The 19,338-nt window shown below is 37.1% G+C and carries 18 protein-coding genes; 6 read left to right on the top strand and 12 right to left on the bottom strand.

Features of this window, described 5'->3' with window-relative positions:
* Positions 1-6 precede the first annotated feature (6 nt).
* The 8 genes from rbsB to ABH961_RS17580 form a co-directional block, all read right to left on the bottom strand.
* Complete coding sequence (gene rbsB / locus ABH961_RS17615) at positions 7-933, bottom strand: ribose ABC transporter substrate-binding protein RbsB (RefSeq protein ID WP_098076827.1); 927 nt, start codon at positions 931-933, stop codon at positions 7-9.
* A 14-nt stretch (positions 934-947) separates the two neighbouring features.
* Positions 948-1,883 (bottom strand): ABC transporter permease subunit, encoded by a 936-nt coding sequence (locus ABH961_RS17610; RefSeq protein ID WP_001074641.1) that lies wholly within the window; start codon positions 1,881-1,883, stop codon positions 948-950.
* Positions 1,884-1,885: 2 nt separating this feature from the next.
* Positions 1,886-3,370: a ribose ABC transporter ATP-binding protein RbsA gene (gene rbsA / locus ABH961_RS17605; RefSeq protein WP_098076830.1), complete on the bottom strand. Its 1,485-nt coding sequence runs from the start codon at positions 3,368-3,370 to the stop codon at positions 1,886-1,888.
* 18 nt (positions 3,371-3,388) lie between these two features.
* The gene (rbsD, locus tag ABH961_RS17600; protein ID WP_000716160.1) at positions 3,389-3,784 is read right to left on the bottom strand and encodes a D-ribose pyranase; all 396 of its coding nucleotides are present in this window, start codon (positions 3,782-3,784) and stop codon (positions 3,389-3,391) included.
* Positions 3,781-4,677, bottom strand: coding sequence for a ribokinase (gene rbsK / locus ABH961_RS17595; protein WP_098076833.1), 897 nt, complete (start codon positions 4,675-4,677; stop codon positions 3,781-3,783). Before rbsK ends, rbsD begins: the two co-directional genes overlap by 4 nt.
* A 13-nt stretch (positions 4,678-4,690) precedes the next feature.
* Complete coding sequence (rbsR, locus tag ABH961_RS17590) at positions 4,691-5,662, bottom strand: ribose operon transcriptional repressor RbsR (protein ID WP_098076836.1); 972 nt, start codon at positions 5,660-5,662, stop codon at positions 4,691-4,693.
* Between the two features lie 143 nt (positions 5,663-5,805).
* Positions 5,806-7,419, bottom strand: a complete 1,614-nt coding sequence (locus ABH961_RS17585) for an MDR family MFS transporter (RefSeq protein ID WP_098076839.1) — start codon at positions 7,417-7,419, stop codon at positions 5,806-5,808.
* Positions 7,420-7,438: 19 nt separating this feature from the next.
* Positions 7,439-7,897, bottom strand: coding sequence for a MarR family winged helix-turn-helix transcriptional regulator (locus tag ABH961_RS17580; RefSeq protein ID WP_001132358.1), 459 nt, complete (start codon positions 7,895-7,897; stop codon positions 7,439-7,441).
* Between the two features lie 272 nt (positions 7,898-8,169).
* On the opposite strand from ABH961_RS17580, the gene glpT reads away from it, so the two are divergent.
* The 6 genes from glpT to opp4A all read left to right on the top strand — a co-directional run bounded on the left by glpT (position 8,170) and on the right by opp4A (position 15,430).
* The gene (glpT, locus tag ABH961_RS17575) at positions 8,170-9,519 is read left to right on the top strand and encodes a glycerol-3-phosphate transporter (RefSeq protein ID WP_000466391.1); all 1,350 of its coding nucleotides are present in this window, start codon (positions 8,170-8,172) and stop codon (positions 9,517-9,519) included.
* 283 nt (positions 9,520-9,802) lie between these two features.
* Positions 9,803-10,822, top strand: coding sequence for an ABC transporter ATP-binding protein (locus tag ABH961_RS17570; protein WP_000795385.1), 1,020 nt, complete (start codon positions 9,803-9,805; stop codon positions 10,820-10,822).
* Complete coding sequence (locus ABH961_RS17565) at positions 10,809-11,735, top strand: ABC transporter ATP-binding protein (protein WP_087983341.1); 927 nt, start codon at positions 10,809-10,811, stop codon at positions 11,733-11,735. The genes ABH961_RS17570 and ABH961_RS17565 overlap by 14 nt, the downstream gene beginning before the upstream one ends.
* 14 nt (positions 11,736-11,749) lie before the next feature.
* A complete protein-coding gene (gene opp4B / locus ABH961_RS17560) occupies positions 11,750-12,718 on the top strand; it encodes an oligopeptide ABC transporter permease (protein ID WP_060629545.1) in 969 nt (322 codons plus the stop codon).
* Positions 12,719-12,736: 18 nt separating this feature from the next.
* The gene (locus ABH961_RS17555; protein WP_087983343.1) at positions 12,737-13,642 is read left to right on the top strand and encodes an ABC transporter permease; all 906 of its coding nucleotides are present in this window, start codon (positions 12,737-12,739) and stop codon (positions 13,640-13,642) included.
* A gap of 12 nt (positions 13,643-13,654) precedes the next feature.
* Positions 13,655-15,430: an oligopeptide ABC transporter substrate-binding protein gene (gene opp4A, locus ABH961_RS17550; RefSeq protein ID WP_404519716.1), complete on the top strand. Its 1,776-nt coding sequence runs from the start codon at positions 13,655-13,657 to the stop codon at positions 15,428-15,430.
* 100 nt (positions 15,431-15,530) lie between these two features.
* Here the strand turns inward: opp4A and ABH961_RS17545 are convergent, their stop codons facing one another.
* From ABH961_RS17545 to ABH961_RS17530, 4 genes are all read right to left on the bottom strand, one after another.
* Positions 15,531-15,656, bottom strand: a complete 126-nt coding sequence (locus ABH961_RS17545) for a DUF4027 family protein (RefSeq protein WP_000453510.1) — start codon at positions 15,654-15,656, stop codon at positions 15,531-15,533.
* A gap of 208 nt (positions 15,657-15,864) precedes the next feature.
* Complete coding sequence (locus tag ABH961_RS17540; protein ID WP_404519714.1) at positions 15,865-16,287, bottom strand: universal stress protein; 423 nt, start codon at positions 16,285-16,287, stop codon at positions 15,865-15,867.
* 65 nt (positions 16,288-16,352) lie between these two features.
* Positions 16,353-17,804 (bottom strand): SulP family inorganic anion transporter, encoded by a 1,452-nt coding sequence (locus ABH961_RS17535; RefSeq protein WP_098076845.1) that lies wholly within the window; start codon positions 17,802-17,804, stop codon positions 16,353-16,355.
* 155 nt (positions 17,805-17,959) lie between these two features.
* A complete protein-coding gene (locus tag ABH961_RS17530) occupies positions 17,960-19,207 on the bottom strand; it encodes an ArsR family transcriptional regulator (protein ID WP_098076848.1) in 1,248 nt (415 codons plus the stop codon).
* Between the last annotated feature and the right edge of the window lie 131 nt (positions 19,208-19,338).

Genomic DNA, 19,338 nt, shown 5'->3' with positions numbered 1-19,338 from the left:
TTATATTTATTTGTTTTTCTTAATAAGCTCTAATTCAATCGGAATAGATTTGTCCACTTTTTTACCTTGCGTGATCTCTTTTGCTGTTTGCATCGCCTTCTCCCCGATTAATTCCGGTTTTTGAGCAACTGTTGCAGCCATATGCCCATCTTTAACCGCTTTTACAGCATCTTCTGTTGCATCAAACCCAACGACGACTACATCCGTTTTTCCAGCAGACTTCAATGCTTCAAGTGCCCCTAATGCCATTTCATCGTTATGCGCAAACACGGCTTTAATATCACCATTTGCTTGCAAAATGTTTTCCATAACAGATAATCCTTTTGCTCTATCAAAATCAGCTGCTTGTTTTGCAACTACTTTTAAAGACTTATCAGCTACGTTATGGAATCCTTTCCCGCGCTCACGAGCAGCAGAAGAGCCAGGTATTCCTTCTAATTCAGCAACGTTTGCTCCCTCGCCAACTAATTCACGAATATAGTCACTAGCCATTTGACCACCTTCAATATTATTAGAGGCAATGTGAGAAACAACCTTACCTGAATTTGCAACGCGGTCTACTGTAATAACAGGGACATTCGCGGCGTTTGCCGCACTTACTGCTGAAGCAACAGCATCTGAATCGGTTGGATTAATAACAACTACATCGACACCTTTTTGAATTAAATCTTCGACATCGTTCGTTTGCTTTGCTGCATCATTTTGTGCATCAACAGCAATCAATTCAATGCCGCTATCTTTCGCTTTCTTTTCTGCACCTTTTTTCAAAGTCACAAAAAATGGATTGTTTAAAGTTGAAACAGAGAATCCAACTTTAATAGTTTTATTTCGACCTTTATCGCTAGAATCCTTTGCCCATTCTGGTGGTTCCATTGAACAACCAGCAGTAATGACCATAATACATGCAACGAGTATAAGTAACCATTTCTTCATGAACTATCCCTCCATTACGCTTCTTTTCGGCGATCAATTAATACAGCTAGTAAGATTACAAGTCCTTTTACAACTTGTTGGAAGAAAGAAGATACACCTAATAAATTTAAACCGTTATTTAGTACACCGATAATAAGTACACCGATGAATGTACCAACAATCCATCCTCTTCCCCCAGAAAGACTTGTTCCACCTAATACAACTGCTGCAATTGCATCTAATTCATAAGAAGTACCTGCAGTTGGCTGTGCAGAATCTAGTCGTGATGTTAAGACAATACCTGCAAGCGCTGCCAAAATTCCGGAAAGACCGTAAATCATTACTTTAATTCTCGTAACATTAATACCTGATAGTGCTGCTGCTTCTTCATTTCCACCAATTGCAAATGTACGGCGACCAAATGTCGTTTTCTTCAAAATGAAGTACAGTACTGCGAAAGCGATCATCATTGTAACAGCTGGTACCGGAATACCTAGAAAATAACCGCGGCCAAACATTTGGAACATTAAATGATCACCAAGACCAGTGATCGGACGTCCGTCCATATAAACAAGCGTCAACCCACGAAAAATAGTCATTGTTGCTAAAGTTGCAATAAATGGAGCTACTTTTCCCTTCGCTATGATGATACCGTTTACAATTCCCATTACAAGACCAGCTAATAATCCAACTGCCATCGCAAGGAACGGGTCCATGCCACTTGCCATCATTCCAGCAACAAGTGCACTTGATAATGCTAAAATAGAACCTACCGATAAGTCAATACCCCCTGTTAAAATTACAAAGGTCATTCCGAATGCAATAAGCGCATTAATCGATACTTGACGCAGTATATTAAATAAATTTGGAATCTCAATAAATGCCGGATTTAAAGCTGTAATTACGACGATAATTAATACTAAACCGATTAAAGAACCGAGTTGTTGTAATACATTCCCCTTCTTAGCCATCCTTACTCTCCCCCTGTAGCTAGTGCCATAATAGACTCTTGTGATGCCTCACCTTTCTCTAAAATGCCGCCGACTTTTCCTTCATGAATAACAAGAACACGATCACTCATTCCTAAAACTTCTGGAAGCTCAGATGATACCATAATAACGGCATCGCCTTGCTCAGTAAGCTTATTCATAATAGAGTAAATTTCTTTTTTCGCTCCAACATCTACACCTCGTGTTGGCTCATCTAAAATGAGTAACTGCGGGTGGATACCTAGCCATTTTGCAATAACAACCTTTTGCTGATTTCCACCAGAAAGAGATTTCACCGCTTGCTCTCCACTAGCTGCTTTCACATTAAGAAGTTTCATCATATCCGCTGTAAACTGTTGTTCTAGTTCGTTACTTAAGACACTTCCCTTTGAAAGACTTTCTAAATTCGGTAAAGCTAAATTTTCTCGAATTGAGAAATCTAACACTAACCCTTCAGATTTTCTATCCTCTGTAATAAAAGCTATTCTTTGTCTTATCGCATCTATCGGACTATCAATCTTTACTTCTTGTCCATTTATAAAAATTTGGCCAGAATCTAAAGGTTCGTATCCAAATATCGCTTTCATAATATCTGTACGGCCAGCTCCCATCAAGCCAGCAACACCAAGGATTTCACCTTTTCTTACTTGAAACGAAACATTTTCAAACTTCCCTTTTTTCGTTCCGTTACGCATCTCAAAAATGACATCGCCAATTTGACTATTTCGCTCTGGGTAACGTTCACCAATGCTGCGCCCCACCATCATACTCACTACTTCATCAAATGATGTTTCCGGAATGAGTCTCTTTCCTACGTATTCCCCATCACGTAAAATCGTAATGGCATCACATATTGAAAAAATTTCTTCCATTCGGTGTGAGATATAAACGAACGAAACGCCTTCTTTACGTAATTTATTAATGACAGTAAACAACGTTTCAATTTCACGATCTGTTAATGCAGCTGTAGGTTCATCCATAATAATAACGCTCGCGTTTGTCATTAACGCTTTCGCAATTTCGATAATTTGCTGTTGTCCAACCGATAACTCTCCTGCCAACATAGCGCCTTTTACATGTAACCCTAACTCCGCTAGTTGCTGCTGCGCAATCGCGTTCATTTGACGCGTACGCAAAATACCTGTCTTCCCATACATTAACTCTTTACCGAGAAACATATTTTCAGCTACTGTTAAATTCGATAATATGTTCAATTCTTGATGTATAAATGCAATACCGTACTCTTCTGCTTCTTTCGCATTTTTAAAAGTTCGTTCTTGTCCATCAATCTTGATTGTTCCACCATCTTTTTTGTATACACCTGTTAAAATTTTCATGAGCGTTGATTTGCCCGCTCCATTTTCCCCCATCAATGCATGGACTTCCCCTGTTTCAATCATAAACTGTGCATTCTTCAAAACAGGATTGCCATTGAACGCCTTTGAAATATTTTTCATTTCAATACGCATTCCCATCACTTCCTTTTATTAAAAAATCACGCCTGCATGTAAAATTACATTGGCATAAGGAGTAGCCTCTCCTGTACGAATAATTGCTTTCGCTTTCTTCGTGTGCTCTTTAAATTGTTCATGCGATACATATTCAAATGCTGGCTCTATTAATTTCAGCTCGATTTCTTTATTTACTTCCGCATTATTATTAATGACTTCTTCTGCTAACGTTACTTTTTCAATTGCCATATCATCAGCTACCACTTGCAATACGTCTAAAAAGCTAGGTTTTCCAATCTCAACAGCTAAATCAATTCGTTTTACTCCGTCAGGAATTGGTAACCCGCAGTCTGCGATTACAATCGTATCTGTATGTCCAAGTGAAGCAAGGACTGATGCAATCTCACTGTTTAATACACCGTGCTTTTTCATCCGACAATCACCTGCACTTCACGTACTCTATCTCTCGTTGGCATACCGCCCTGTGCTCCAAGTCTCGTTACAGAAAGGCCACCAGCAATATTCGCAAAACGAATTGCTTTTTGAAGTGTTTCTCCTTCAGAAAGCGCGACTGCTAATGCACCATTGAATGTATCACCAGCTCCAGTCGTATCTACTACATCAACAGCGATGCTAGGAACATGTACAATCTCCGTACCATTATGGAAACGAACACCGTTAGAACCTTCTGTCATCAATAGTTTATTTGGATATTTAGCCAGTAAATCTTCAATTGGTGACGTGAAATCATCTAATACGATGCGACACTCATGTTCATTTGGTGTAATATAAGTTGCCTTTTCTAAAATATCTTCTGATAACACTTGTGCTGGCGCCGGATTTAACATAACTGGAATATTATGCTCCTCACAAATAGCCAATACATATTCCACTGTTTCAAGTGGAATCTCTAGTTGAAGAACAACCATATCTGCTTTTATAAGAAGATCTTTTGAACGATCTACAACCGGCTCATTTACAAGAGCATTCGCCCCTTGCACGACAACAATACTGTTATCCTCTTCTGCTAAAACGATATGAGCAATTCCTGTCGCCGTATCTGTAACCGGTACCACATAGTCGATAAAAACACGTTCGTTCTCTAAATTTTTCTTAACTACAGCTCCATAATTATCGTCTCCTACCGCACCAACCATCGCTACATTTGCGCCCAATCTAGCTGCAGCAACTGCCTGGTTGGCTCCTTTCCCTCCTGGGATTGTATGAAATGCTTCACCAATTACTGTTTCTCCTGCTTTCGGACGTTTTTTTGAAACAGCCACTAAGTCCATTGAAATACTACCTACCACTGCAATATTTGGCATCTGTTTCATCTCCTTACTTCGTTGTATTTCGTTCTATAATTTCAATCGGTAAACGATAGTGTTTCTCTTCTAATACGTTTCCTTCCATCTGCTCTAATAACAGCTCTGTTGCAATTTTCCCCATTTCATAAATTGGCTGTGCAACAGTTGTAATAGATGGATACATCATTTCTGTTAAAGAAATTCCATCGAATCCGATAATTTGTAAATCATCTGGAATAGAAATCCCCTTTTGGAGTGCAGCCTTTACAATACCTATTGCGATTAAATCATTTCCAGCAACAATTCCATCAATATGTGGGTATTCTTCTAATAATTCCACTGCTACACGCTCACTATTAGCTGGATCAAATGTACTCTCTGCAATCATATAAGAAAGATTATTTTGCGTAATAACGTCTATAAAACCTTCAAAACGTTCATTAGCCGTGCTTACGTCACGCGGTCCGCGAATATGCGCAATATGTTTACAGCCTTTATCTATTAATAGATTTGTCGCTGCCTGACTCCCTGCATAGTTATCTGCATATACAGTAGGGATACGCTCATTAAACATACGGTCAATTGCAACAACTGGAACAGACAACTTCATGTAATTAACACTATTTTGTGGATTCGTTGCTACAATAAATCCATCCACATTATTTTGCCTAAGTACATCAATATATTGCTTTTCTTTCTCTAAACTCTCATCAGAGTTACAAAGGACAACTGTGTATCCTTGCTTATGCGCTACATCTTCTACGGCACGTGCAACTTCTGGAAAGAATGGATTCACGATATTTGGAACAACTAAGCCAATTAAACGAGATTTTTTATTATACAATGAACGCGCTACTGTACTAGGTTTATAATCTAGCATGTCAATCGCTCGTTCTACTTTCTTTAATGTATCTTCATGAACATATCCATTTTTATTTAACACTCTGGAAACGGTAGCAACAGATACTCCTGCTAATTTTGCAACGTCTTTAATCGTACTCATTCTCTTCCCTCTCCATCCCATTCCATGTAACCGTTTACAGAAAATAATATAACGTATTTCTAGAAATACGTCAATCATTTCTCACGAAAAAGCTTTTAAGGTTATACTCAAAAAAAGCACCGCCATAAGGCGATGCTTTTTCATTACGAATATGATACAGTTTGTTCTTTTTCCTCTGTAGCTGGCTCTTCAGCATCTTTTTTACGATCTGACAGTTTAATCTTCTGTAAGAAAATCGTAAAGATAGCGCCTACTACGATAAATACTAATCCTGTTAAGAATACAGTATGAAGTGAGTCTACTAAAGAGTTTTTCAAGATTGGTACAATGCTGTTAGCGAATGCTTCTGGCATTTGTTTTAATGCTTCTGGACTAAATAGCATCGAATATAAACCTTGTGGATCTGTTTGAATCATATCTTTAAATTTCGTTACCATTTGACCCGCTTCTTTCGGGAACGTATCTAATACAGGTACTAATTTATTTGTTAATGTTGTACCTGAAGTGTTATTCATGATTGACCCTAAAATTGTAATACCAAATGTTCCACCGATTTGACGGAAGAACTGACTTGATGATGTTACGACTCCAAGATCTTTTTTCGGGAAACTTTCTTGTAACGCTAATGTTAATGTCGGCATAACAAGACCCATTCCTAAACCGATAATACTCATATAGAAAGTAGCAGTAAGTTTAGTCGTGTGCATATCCATCGTTGTTAATAACCAGAAACCACCAGCCATAATAAGCATCCCTGTAATAATTTGTGGTTTCACACCAACTTTTAATACAAGTTGACCACCGATAATACTCATCACTATCATTGTAATCATCATTGGCGTCATGATTGTTCCTGATTCAGCAGCACTTACTCCTACAATTCCTTGCATGAAGAATGGTACGAACATAATCGCACCGAACATTCCGATACTCATAAAGAAACCAATCGCATTCAGTATTGTAAACGTGCGATTTTTAAAGAAATGCATCGGTAAAATCGGTTCTTCTGCTTTCGTTTCAACGATAACAAAGCTAATAATACCAATTAGAGCTAATGCAAATAAACCGATAATTTGCCAAGAATCCCATGGATAATCTTTTCCGCCAAACGTTAATGCAAGTAATAAACTTACAACACCGAGAATCATCGTAAAGATTCCAGCAATATCAATTTTGATCGGTCCTGTTTGTTTATGTGACTTTAATCCCATTGCAATAAAGATTGTTGCTAAAATACCAACTGGTAAGTTAATGTAGAATACCCATCTCCAGTTCACTGCGTCTACAATCCAGCCACCCACTTGTGGTCCAATTACAGAAGCAAGACCGTATAACGCACCAAAAATACCTTGCCATTTCGCACGTTCTTTTCCCGTAAACATATCTCCGATAATAATCATAGCCATCGGCATCATAATACCGCCACCAAGACCTTGAATACCACGGAAAATAATTAATTCTGTCATACCATTTGCCATACCACATAACGCCGAACCAACCATAAAGATAACTAGTCCTGTAATATATACGTTACGACGGCCAAGTAAATCCGCTAATTTACCTGCAATTGGTACAACTGTCGTTGATGTTAACATATAAGCTGTTGTTAACCACGTCATTAAACTTAATCCGCCTAGTTCACCGACGATACGCGGCATTGCTGTACCAACAATGGTTCCATCTAATGCAGCAAATAGCATCGCGATTATTAAACCAATTAACAGCAACTTTCTATTTATGTTTTCTTGTTGCTCCATGTAATCTCCTCAATTCCTCTTAGTTATTCTCTTTTTTCTCTTGTGTCCCGCAAATAATTGTTTCTAATTTCTCAAAGAGGCGTAACAAATCTTCTCTTTCTTGTAATTCTAAATGTGAGAAATATTTTGCAATATGCTCATTACGAGCGGTCATTGCCTCTTCTACTCTAGCTTTCCCCTTTTTTGTTAACTCAATGATGACAACACGACGGTCATCTTTGTCGTGATAGCGTTCTACAAGCTCTTGGTCAATTAGGCGATCAATCATCACTGTAATTGCACTAGGCTTTACATACATCTTTTTTGCTAATTTTGTCGCTCTTGAAGCACCGTAATGATCTAAAATCTTTAAAATATAAAACTGCGGTGGTGTAAGTCCTGTTGCTTGCATTTGTTCTAATAACTCCGTCTGCATTTTCTTTCCAATCGAAAAGGCAAGAGCTTGAATTTTATCGATATGCGTCATATCATTTGGCATGTTATCCACCTCTTATTTAAGCAATAAAATATTTAACGTATTTAAATATTAATCCCACAAATAAAATCCGTCAACACTTTTTATTTATAAAAACGTTTACATTTCTGTCACAAAGTTGTATAATTTTCGACGAAGTTAATATTGACAGTCACGGAGAATCGGAGTATACGGCTATGAATCATAAAAAAGGAAACTTTTTTATATTTCATGGCCTTTTTATATTCTCTCTGACTTACAACATTTCGAATTCATTAGGGGAGGATTTTCATTTTATGTTTTTCACACAATTATTTAAGCCTGCGCCCCACGCGGAACGCTTACCAGCTGATCGCGTTGATAGCGAATACCGTAAATTACGTTTACAAGTATTCTTAGGTATCTTCATCGGCTACGCAGGTTACTACTTTGTTCGAAAAAACTTTTCACTAGCGATGCCATACTTAATCGAACAAGGCTTTAGTAAAGGGGAACTTGGGGTTATCCTTTCAGCAGTATCTATCGCTTACGGATTAAGTAAATTTCTTATGGGTATCGTATCCGACCGTTGTAATCCTCGCTACTTTTTAGCAGCTGGGCTATTTTTATCAGGTATCATTAATATTATTTTCGGCTCATTTTCTTTCATTACAACGAGCATTATACTTATGTTTGTCCTTCAGTTTTTAAATGGATGGGTACAAGGTATGGGATGGCCTCCTTGTGGTCGTACGATGGTTCACTGGTTCTCTATTAGTGAACGTGGTACAAAAATGTCTATTTGGAACGTTGCTCATAATGTCGGTGGCGCGCTTATGCCTTCTCTTGTGACATTAGGCTTATACTTCTTCGCCAATGACTGGAAGAGTATTTTTTACTTCCCAGGTATTCTTTCAATTTTAGTTGGTATTTATGTATTAATTACGATGAGAGATACACCTCAATCTTGTGGATTACCTTCTATCGAAGAACATACTGGAGAATATCCATCAGATGAAAAAGTAAAAGATCGAGAACGCGAACTTTCAGTAAAAGAAATTTTATTTAAATACGTACTAAACAATAAATTTTTATGGTACATCGCTATCGCGAACGTTTTCGTTTACTTCGTACGTTACGGCGTTGTAGACTGGGCTCCTACTTATTTAGTAGAGGAAAAAAGTTTCACTCATAGTAGCTCTCGTACAGCTTACGCTCTATATGAATGGGCTGGTATTCCAGGTACACTTCTTTGCGGATGGATGAGTGATAAACTATTTAAAGGGCGCCGCGCACCTGCTGGTATTTTATTTATGGTTGGTGTATTTATCGCCGTTCTTGTTTACTGGCTAAATCCTCCTGGTAATCCAATGGTTGATAGTATCGCACTTGTCGCAATTGGATTTTTAATTTATGGACCTGTTATGTTAATCGGCCTACACGCACTAGACTTAGCACCAAAAAAAGCTGCTGGAACTGCCGCTGGTTTAACTGGATTCTTCGGTTACCTAGGTGGAGCTACTTTTGCTAGCGCAGCTATGGGCTTTATCGTTGATGCATTCGGATGGGATGGCGGATTCATCTTATTACTTGTATCTTGTGTACTTGCAATGTTCTTCCTCGCTCTTACTTTAAACACAGGATCTGCAAAACAAAAACAAGCTTAAGTACTAATATTATTCTTATCAAAAAAAGAGAGGCTGTTCTTTCCAGAACACCTCTCTTTTTTCTACATATAAATCTTTTTTCTTACAAAAGATTTATTCTCCTCTTTTTATATGTTAGCGTTTTCAAATAACTTCAATCCCTTATACAACAGCATTCAATCTCTGTATAAAAAGATTTTTGAATATTTTCTCAACTTATGCTTGTCAAACATTGTCAATTTATATTAAAATAACAACAACATACAAAATATTTAGTCTTTTCAGAAAAGATGGAGGGATAGCCATGAAGAATCCACTTCTTCGCATTGAAAACTTACAGACTTCCTTTCGCATACAAGATCAATATCATGCAGCAGTTGATAACGTTTCGTTAACTGTCCATGAAAATGAGATTGTCGCGATAGTTGGTGAATCAGGTTGCGGAAAAAGTGCACTTGCCCTTTCTATTATGCGATTGCATAATGAAGCAAATACAAAATTACAAGGGCAGCTTAACTATAGAGATAAGGATTTACTAACTATGTCGACCGCAGAAATGAATAAAGTACGCGGATCAAACATCGGTATGATTTTCCAAGAACCTCTTACAGCACTCGATCCTCTTATGACAGTTGGAAAACAAATCGAAGAAAACTTAGACTACCACACAAGCCTTTCAAAAGTTGAAAAAAAAGAACGCACCTTAGAACTACTTCATCAAGTTGGTATTCCAAAACCAGAACTTACATATAAACAATACCCACACGAATTATCTGGCGGAATGAGACAAAGAATTGTTATCGCAATTGCAATTGCTTGTAACCCAGCACTCATTATTGCGGATGAGCCAACAACAGCTCTTGACGTAACCATCCAAGCACAAATTTTAGACTTACTAAAATCTATTCAAGAACAAACGAAAATGGGCATCATTTTAATTACTCATGATTTAAGTGTTGTCGCAGAAACAGCCGATCGTATCGTCGTTATGTACGCCGGACAAGTTGTAGAGACAGGAAAAGTTGAAGAGATTTTTAACAACCCTCTTCACCCATATACTCGTTCTCTATTAAACTCCATTCCATCTGCGTATGGTGAAAAAGAAAAATTGCATGTAATTCAAGGGGTCGTTCCTTCGTTAGCGAAGCTTCCTCGCACAGGTTGTCGCTTCCAAGATCGAATTCCATGGATTAGACCTGATCAACACGAGGAAAATCCAATTTTACATGAAGTAAAACCAGACCATTGGGTACGTTGTACTTGCTACAAGCATTTCAACTTCCAAGATAAGAAAGGAGATGACGTAGCTCATGGCACTGCTTAAAGTAGAAGATTTAAAAGTACATTTTCCAATTAAAGGTGGTTTCTTCGGCCGCACATTAGATTACGTGCGTGCTGTCGATGGTGTAAGTTTTGAATTACAACCGGGTGAAACATACGGGATCGTTGGTGAATCAGGAAGTGGCAAATCAACAACGGGTAAAGCAATTATGCATTTAACGAAAGCAACAGAGGGTAGCATTCATTTTAATAATAGAGATTTAACAAAATTAAGTCGCTCTGAGCTACGTGAACAACGAAAAGATATTCAAATGATTTTCCAAGATCCGTATTCATCATTAAATCCGAAGAAACGTGTTCTCGACATTATTGCTGAGCCTCTTCGAAATTTTGAGAAGCTCTCACCTGATGAAGAACGTAGAGCGGTTCAAGAATATCTTGATAAAGTTGGTCTAAATCCAGAGTCAATTTATAAATATCCACATGAATTTTCCGGCGGGCAAAGGCAGCGGATTGGTATTGCACGCGCTCTTACATTAAAACCGAAGCTTATTATCGCTGATGAACCTGTATCAGCACTAGATGTTTCTGTACAAGCGCAGGTTTTAAATTTTTTACAAGATTTACAATCTGAACTTGGACTAACGTACTTATTTATCAGTCATGATTTAGGTGTAATTCGCCATATGTGTGACCGTATCGGTGTTATGTATCGCGGGCGCATTGTCGAAGAAGCAACTAGTGCAGAAATTTATAATAATCCGCAACATATTTATACGAAACGCCTAATATCAGCAATTCCTGATATTCGTCCTGAAAACAGAGAGCAACAGCGTAAGCTCCGTCAACAAGTAAGTTCTGAGTACGAGAAGTCATACGAAAATTATTTCAATGAAAACGGTCGGGCTTATGACTTAAAAGCAATCTCGCCAACGCACCGGGTGGCATTACCATAAGGGAGTGATAAAACATGTGGAAATTTATATTACGGAGATTTTTAGTGATGATCCCGCAATTATTCGTGTTAAGTATACTTGTCTTTCTACTAGCTAAAGCAATGCCAGGCGATGCCTTAACCGGCAGAGCAGTAAATAATCCGAAAGCAGATCCAAAAGTTATCGAAGAGCAACGTGAAAAATTAGGTTTAAATGATCCTGTTACAACACAATATGTTCGCTGGGTTAAAAATGCTGTGCAAGGTGACTTTGGTATTTCCTATGCACATAAAATGAAAGTAACTGATTTAATCGGTGAACGCCTTGGAAATACAATTTGGTTAGCAATTCTTGTCCTTGTTCTTACTTACGTGATTGCAATTCCACTCGGTGTAATAAGTGGACGTTGGACTGATACATGGGCAGATCGACTCATTACACTGTATAACTATTTAGGACTTGCTACACCACTATTTATATTTGCATTAATTATGCTCTTCCTATTTGGATTTAAGCTTGCAATATTCCCAACCGGCGGTAGCGTAGATCCTCAAGTTGCAACAGGTACATTCGCTTACTATTTAAGTAAATTGAATCACATGATATTACCAGCTTTATCTGGTGCATTAATTGCAACAGTGGGTACAATCCAATATTTACGAAGTGAAATTATCGATACGAAACATAAAGATTTTGTACGCACAGTAAAAGCAAAAGGTGTTCCAGAATCAAAGGTCTATTCTAGACATATTTTACGTAATTCATTTTTACCAATCGCAGCTTTCTTAGGATATGAAATTACAAGCGTGGTTGCTGGATCAATTTTTCTAGAAAGTATCTTTAGTTATCCTGGCATTGGTCAATTATTTATGCAGTCTATTTCTCAACGTGATTTTAGTGTCGTAACTGCACTTGTTTTATTTACTGGATTCGCAACGCTACTCGGGACTCTTCTTTCCGATATTATTCTAAGCATCGTTGATCCACGTATTCGTATTGATTAATGGAGGTGAAGAAACGTTATGTTAGCAAATCCCGAAAAACAAACTGAAGTCGTTCATTACGAAAAAAGTCCTTCTGGCTTTTCTGTCATGTGGCGTGAATTTCGTAAAGATAAATTAGCAATGTTGTCACTTTTCTTATTGGCAATCATACTGATAGCCGTTTACACAACTTCCTTCATCATGAAGCAGGAGGATATTGTAAAAGTTGATTTGTTTTCTATTTACTCTCCACCATCTGGTGAACATTGGTTAGGAACAGATTACGGTGGGAGAGATATTTTTGGACAACTTATTATTGGAACGAGAAATTCATTTACGATTGGACTTGTAATCACTATCCTCTCATGTTTGATTGGTCTTTCTATCGGACTAATCGCTGGTTACTTTGGTGGAGCTGTTGATAACATCATTATGCGTATTATTGATTTCAAACTTATTTTACCTTTCCTAATGCTTGTTATCGTACTTATCACAATTGTTCCAGTCTTTAATGTCACTGTATTTATTTTGATCATGAGTATCTTCCTATGGACAGGAAAGGCCAGGTTGATTCGTTCAAAAGTATTGACCGAAAAAGAATTGGATTATGTATCTGCTTCCAAAACATTAGGCACACCAAACTGGAAGATTATGATGTTCCAAGTATTACCCAACTTAAGTTCTATTATTATCGTAAGCGTTACATTAAATCTTGCTGGAAATATTGGCATAGAATCTGGACTAACTTTCTTAGGTTTTGGTCTACCAGAGAGTACACCGAGCCTTGGAACACTTGTTAGTTATGCAACGAATCCTGATGTTCTACAAGAAAAATGGTGGATTTGGTTACCTGCATCACTCATGATTTTAGTGTTGATGCTGTGTATAAATTTTATCGGTCAAGCGCTACGTCGCTCAGCTGATGCGAGACAAAGAAAAGGTTAAGGGGTGGAGACAATGACAAACAAACCAAAATTTTTCAAAGTATTAAGTACACTTGCAGTTTCAACATTACTACTTTCAGCGTGTGGGGGCAGTGGAGGTAGTGAAAAAACGAGCAGCACAAAAAAGGTAGACACAAATAAATTTAATGAAACCGTTAAAAATGATAAAAAAGAAGTTAAAGATGGCTCATTAACATATGGGCTTGTTTCTAACACACCATTTGAAGGACTTTTGAACTTCGCTGTATATGAAGGTGATCCTGACAACCAAGTTATTACTTTCTTTGATGAAGGATTATTAGACAACGACAAAAACTGGGAATATAATAACGAAGGTGCTGCTACGTATGAAATATCAGCAGATAAAAAAACAATTACATTAAAAATTAAAGATAACGTAAAGTGGCATGACGGAAACCCTGTAACAGCTGAGGATTTAGAATATTCTTACCTTGTAATTGGTAGCAAGCTGTATGCTGGATCTCGCTATGACACTCAAATGCAAATGATTGAAGGAATGACTGATTATCACGATGGAAAAACTGACAAAATTTCCGGTGTAAAAGTAATTGATCAAAAAACAATTTCATTTACATTTAAAGAGCCAAATCCTTCTGTGAAAACTGGACTCTGGACATATCCTCTTCATAAAAAATACTTAGCGGATGTGCCAATTGATAAATTAGCAGAATCTGATAAAATCCGTAAAAATCCAATTGGTTTCGGACCATTTAAAGTTAAGAAAATCGTTCCTGGAGAATCTGTTGAATTTGAACGTTTCGATGATTACTGGGGCGGAAAACCAAAACTTAAAAATGTAGTCTTAAAAGTTGTAAATCCATCTATCGTTAATGCTTCATTGAAAAATGGTGACATTGACATTGCAGAAGTAAGTGCAGATCAATATCCGAACGTAAGTAAATTAAAGAATGCACAACTAGTTGGAAGAACAGATTTATACTACAGCTACATCGGCTTTAAATTTGGACACATGGATAAAGAAAAACGTGAAATGGTAATGGATAAAGATACATTCAAAGATGTTCGTTTACGTCAAGCAATGGCTTATGCAATTGATCGAAAAGAAATCGGTGAAAAACTATATCACGGTTTACGTTATCCAGCTAACTCACCTATCTCACCAGCTTCACCTAAGTTCCACAATAATAAAGTAGGTTCTTACGATAAAGATGTTGAGAAAGCGAAAAAATTGTTAGACGAAGCTGGATATAAAGATAAAGATGGTGATGGTTTCCGTGAAGACCCTAACGGTAAAGAAGTTAAACTTAACTTCTTATCAATGAGTGGTAGTGATGTAAGTGAGCCTCTTGCAAAATTCTTTATTCAATCTTGGAAAGAAATTGGCATTAAAGTAGAACTTCTTGACGGTCGCTTACACGAATTTAACTCATTCTATGATAAGCTGAAAAAAGACGATCCTGCGGTTGATCTATATGCTGGTGCTTTCGGTACTGGTTCTGACCCAGATCCATCTGGCCTTTGGGGACCTGATGCAAGCTTTAACTACCAAAGATGGTCAAATCCTAAAAATACTGAGTTATTAAAAGAAGGTCTTTCTCCAAAAGCTGCTGATGATAAATATCGTACAGAAGTATATGATAAATGGCAAAAATTAATCCATGATGAAGTACCAATGATTCCACTTCATTATAAATTCGATCTAAAGGGTATCAATAATCGCGTAAAAGATTATAAATATACACCAGAAGATCAATACAAGTGGGGTAAAGTTAGCGTAACAAGCGATAAAGCAGAAACAGAGAAATAAGAAAATAGCTCCTAGCACTAAGATACATGCTAGGAGCTATTTTTTATTTACCATCCTTCTCTTACTATTAATAACAACCAATTCCTTTCCTACTCTAAGATTAAAAGATTTGATGAATCATCTTTATTACAACAGCTAACGTAACAGATGCAGCAAATCCGCCTAAACAAATTAAGCTTACCCCTTGACTATATGATAAATTTTGCAATGATTTCATTACTTCCATCCTCCCTATCTCCCCTTTGATACTCTTATTTTACCAATGGGAAAAATTTCATAACATCGATTTTTCTGACAACAAACTTACAAATTTGTAAGTTAACATTTTCTAAAACTTATGTATCTAGTATGTCCATACCTTCCCCTTTTATACACCAAAAAGGACCTTGAATTATATCAAAGTCCTACTTACACTACAGAGTATCTCACTCAATTTATTTAATAATCATCACCGGGCATTTCACTCGTTTTGCTATTTTATGACTTACACTACCAAGCACCATCTCTTGCAGTGTATTTAATCCTCTACTTCCAGCGATAACAAGATCTATGTCTCCTGTATTTACATATTGAACAATCGTATCTCCTGGATCGCCATGTAATATCGTAATTTTATAAGAAATGTTCTCTTTCTTTAATAAACCTTCAATCTCTTTTAATTTATCTTTTCGACTAGCCGATATTGTTTCTAGATCTGTTTGACCTTGTATAATATCTGATTTTGCCGTTCTATTATCTACTACGTACACAACTTCAACATTTGTTTCTTCGCTACATTTCGCAATATATGTTGTATGTTCCGCTGCTCGAAGTGCATGTTCAGAACCGTCACATGCTAATATAATTTGTTTGTACATATGCTGAATCCCCTTTTCGTTATCCTACCCGTATTATATAATAAAGCCCCCTAAAAAGGAGGCTTCTAACTAGCAATTCTTTTATTATAAGTAGCTAAGTTTGAAATAATCTTCGAGCTTCGTTCATTTAATCCCGTTATACTTACTTTCACGCCACTTTGTTCATACTTCATGATAACTTTATCAATTGCGGCTACCGCTGAATCATCCCATACGTGTGCATGAGTAAAATTCAACTCAATTTCTTTTACATCTTCCTCAAATGAAAAATGATTTATGAAGTCCGCTGTAGATGCAAAGAAAAGTTGACCATGAATTTCGTATATTTTCTTATTTTCAATATATAAATGTTTCACGTGAATCTTTGCCATATTGAAAGCAAATAAAACCGCACTAATTACTGTTCCGATAATTACACCTAGTGCTAAATTATGTGTAATTAAGACAATCACAACTGTTACGATCATAACTAATGCATTTCCTTTCGGTACTTTATGAATCGTTGTTACAGAGTTCCAATCAAATGTTCCGATTGAAACCATAATCATAACTGCAACTAAAGCTGCCATCGGAATATGAACAACATAATCACCTAAAACGAATAGTAATACGATTAAAAACCCGCCTGCTACAAATGTCGATAAACGACCTCGTCCACCTGATTTAATATTAATAACAGATTGTCCAATCATTGCACATCCTGCCATTCCTCCGAAGAAACCCGCGACAATATTTGCAATACCTTGCCCACGTGCTTCTTTATGTTTATTACTGTCCGTATGCGTCATATCATCTAAAACTGAAGCTGTTAATAATGACTCTAGTAAACCGATAATTGCAAGCATAACTGCGTACGGTAAAATAATCCCTAACGTCTCAAGTGTAAAAGGTACGTCAGGAATGCTAAAGAACGGTAATTCTTTCGGCAAGCTTCCCATATCTCCTACTGTTTTTAACTGCAATCCGCTCATAAGTGCAATACTTGTCACAATAATAATGGAAATAAGTGTAGACGGTACAGCCGTCGTAATACGTGGAAATACATATATAATTACAAGTCCTAATGCGACAAGTGCATACATTTGCCAAGTTGCATGTTTAAAATGTGGTAATTGCGCTGTAAAAACTAAAATTCCAAGTGAATTTAAAAAACCACTCATAACAGATTTAGGAACAAACTTCATAAATGAGCTCAGTTTGAACACGCCAAAAATAATTTGGACAATACCCGTTAATATTGTTGTAGCAAATAAGTATTGCAAACCGTGATCCTTAACGAGCGTTACCATTAATAATGCCATTGCACCTGTTGCAGCTGAAATCATCCCAGTTCTTCCGCCAACAAATGAAATGGTAACTGCGATACAAAAAGCTGCATACAATCCAACAGTCGGATCCACACCTGCAATAACTGAGAAAGCGATCGCTTCAGGAATTAACGCTAAAGCAACGACAATTCCTGATAGCACATCTCCTTTCACGTTGAAGAACCAGTCATTTTTTATCGTTTGAAACAAAATACCACTCCTCTACTCTTTTATCATTTGATTTTCTCCATAAGAAAATCTAGACCGACTGCACGAAGGCTATTATATAACGAGTAGAGAGATTTTTGCTATGTAAAAGTTTCCTAAAAAAAGACGCTACCTTCATAGCGTCTTTTCTCATTTCATTAATGTCCACCGTGCCCTTGACCACTTTCCTGAACAATCTCTAACCTTTCATCCAGTATACCTTGTGTTTCAAATGAAATATCACTCGTACTTCCTAATAAGAAGCCGTGGTTATACGGTCCAAGTGTTGGGTCATCTTTAAACTTCGGCTGAATACTAGCAAGGAATTCATACACTGGCTGTGAAGCTTTCCCTTCTTGTAACAATACAACAGGTGCGTGTTTACCCATATGAGAAAAAGGTGCCCCTGCAACTGCTAAGTCTGGTGTTTTACTTGAAACAAATGATAAACCGTGGCCTGTTTTTGTGAATCCCCAGCCAAATTTCGTTTTTTCATCTTTAAACTTCGCAAATGAGATAGAGTTTTCTACTGGAGTCTCTCCACTAATACGCGTTACTTTCCCGTATTTACTTAACTCTTTTTCTACTTCTTTTGAAACGATTTTTTCTGGTCCTAGTAAATATATATTTGCTTTATCTTTTCTCATTTTTAATGCCTCTATCGTCGCTTCTGGCACTTTATCTTTTTCTGTATATAAAAGCGGTTCTGGCATATGAGAAATCCAATTTACAGCTGGTGTTGTATATAAACGCCCTTCTTCTTCAGACGAACCGATAATAACACTGTTTGGATAGCTACCTGTTATATCGGCATATTCTTTATCCACATCTTTAGCAAATGTAGCTGGATCCGTTTCTTTTATTTGCTTTACTTTATATGCTTTTAATTGCTCAAGGATAGATGGACCTACATCCCCCATCACCATAATTTGTGTTCCATCTTTCGTTCCGAGCGGATTTAATCTTTTTATTTCTTTTAACGTCATTTCGGGTACCTTTTCTTTTTCTATAAATAAAATTGGCCCGTTATTCGGATGGTGAATAAGATCCGCGCTCGCAATACCTAATTGCCACTCGTTTACTGGCACTAAAATAACAGCGCCTGGCTGATTCTCTTTATGCGTTGCTGGCCATATCGTTTGCGAAGTTACTACTGCCATTTGCAGTGGATCGTTTGTGTTTAATCTCGTTACATTTTTTAAACTTGTCGTTAATAAATCATTCGATGCACCTTCGTTCATTTCTTTCGGCGCAGTTACCTCCTGATTCATTTTCATTTCCTTTTGCTCTGTTTTTTTCTCTTCTTTAGATTCATGATTTTTACGATCCGTGTTCGTTTGTCCACATGCAGCAAGACCAACTGCTGTAATTATTGTTATCCCAAAGATTCGGGTCACCTTTTTCACTATACCGCCTCCGTATAAATCATTTTCGAGCCAATATGATTACCTAAAATGAAATTTCAACTTTACAATAACAAGCAATTCTGAAGAAATTATGCAGATGCATGATAATCTGCACCATTTCTTCATGATTT

It is taken from the genome of Bacillus sp. RC251 (genome assembly GCF_044908765.1).
In the GTDB taxonomy this organism is placed as follows: Bacteria; Bacillota; Bacilli; order Bacillales; family Bacillaceae_G; genus Bacillus_A; species Bacillus_A wiedmannii.
This window is presented reverse-complemented; position numbering and strand designations above follow the sequence as displayed.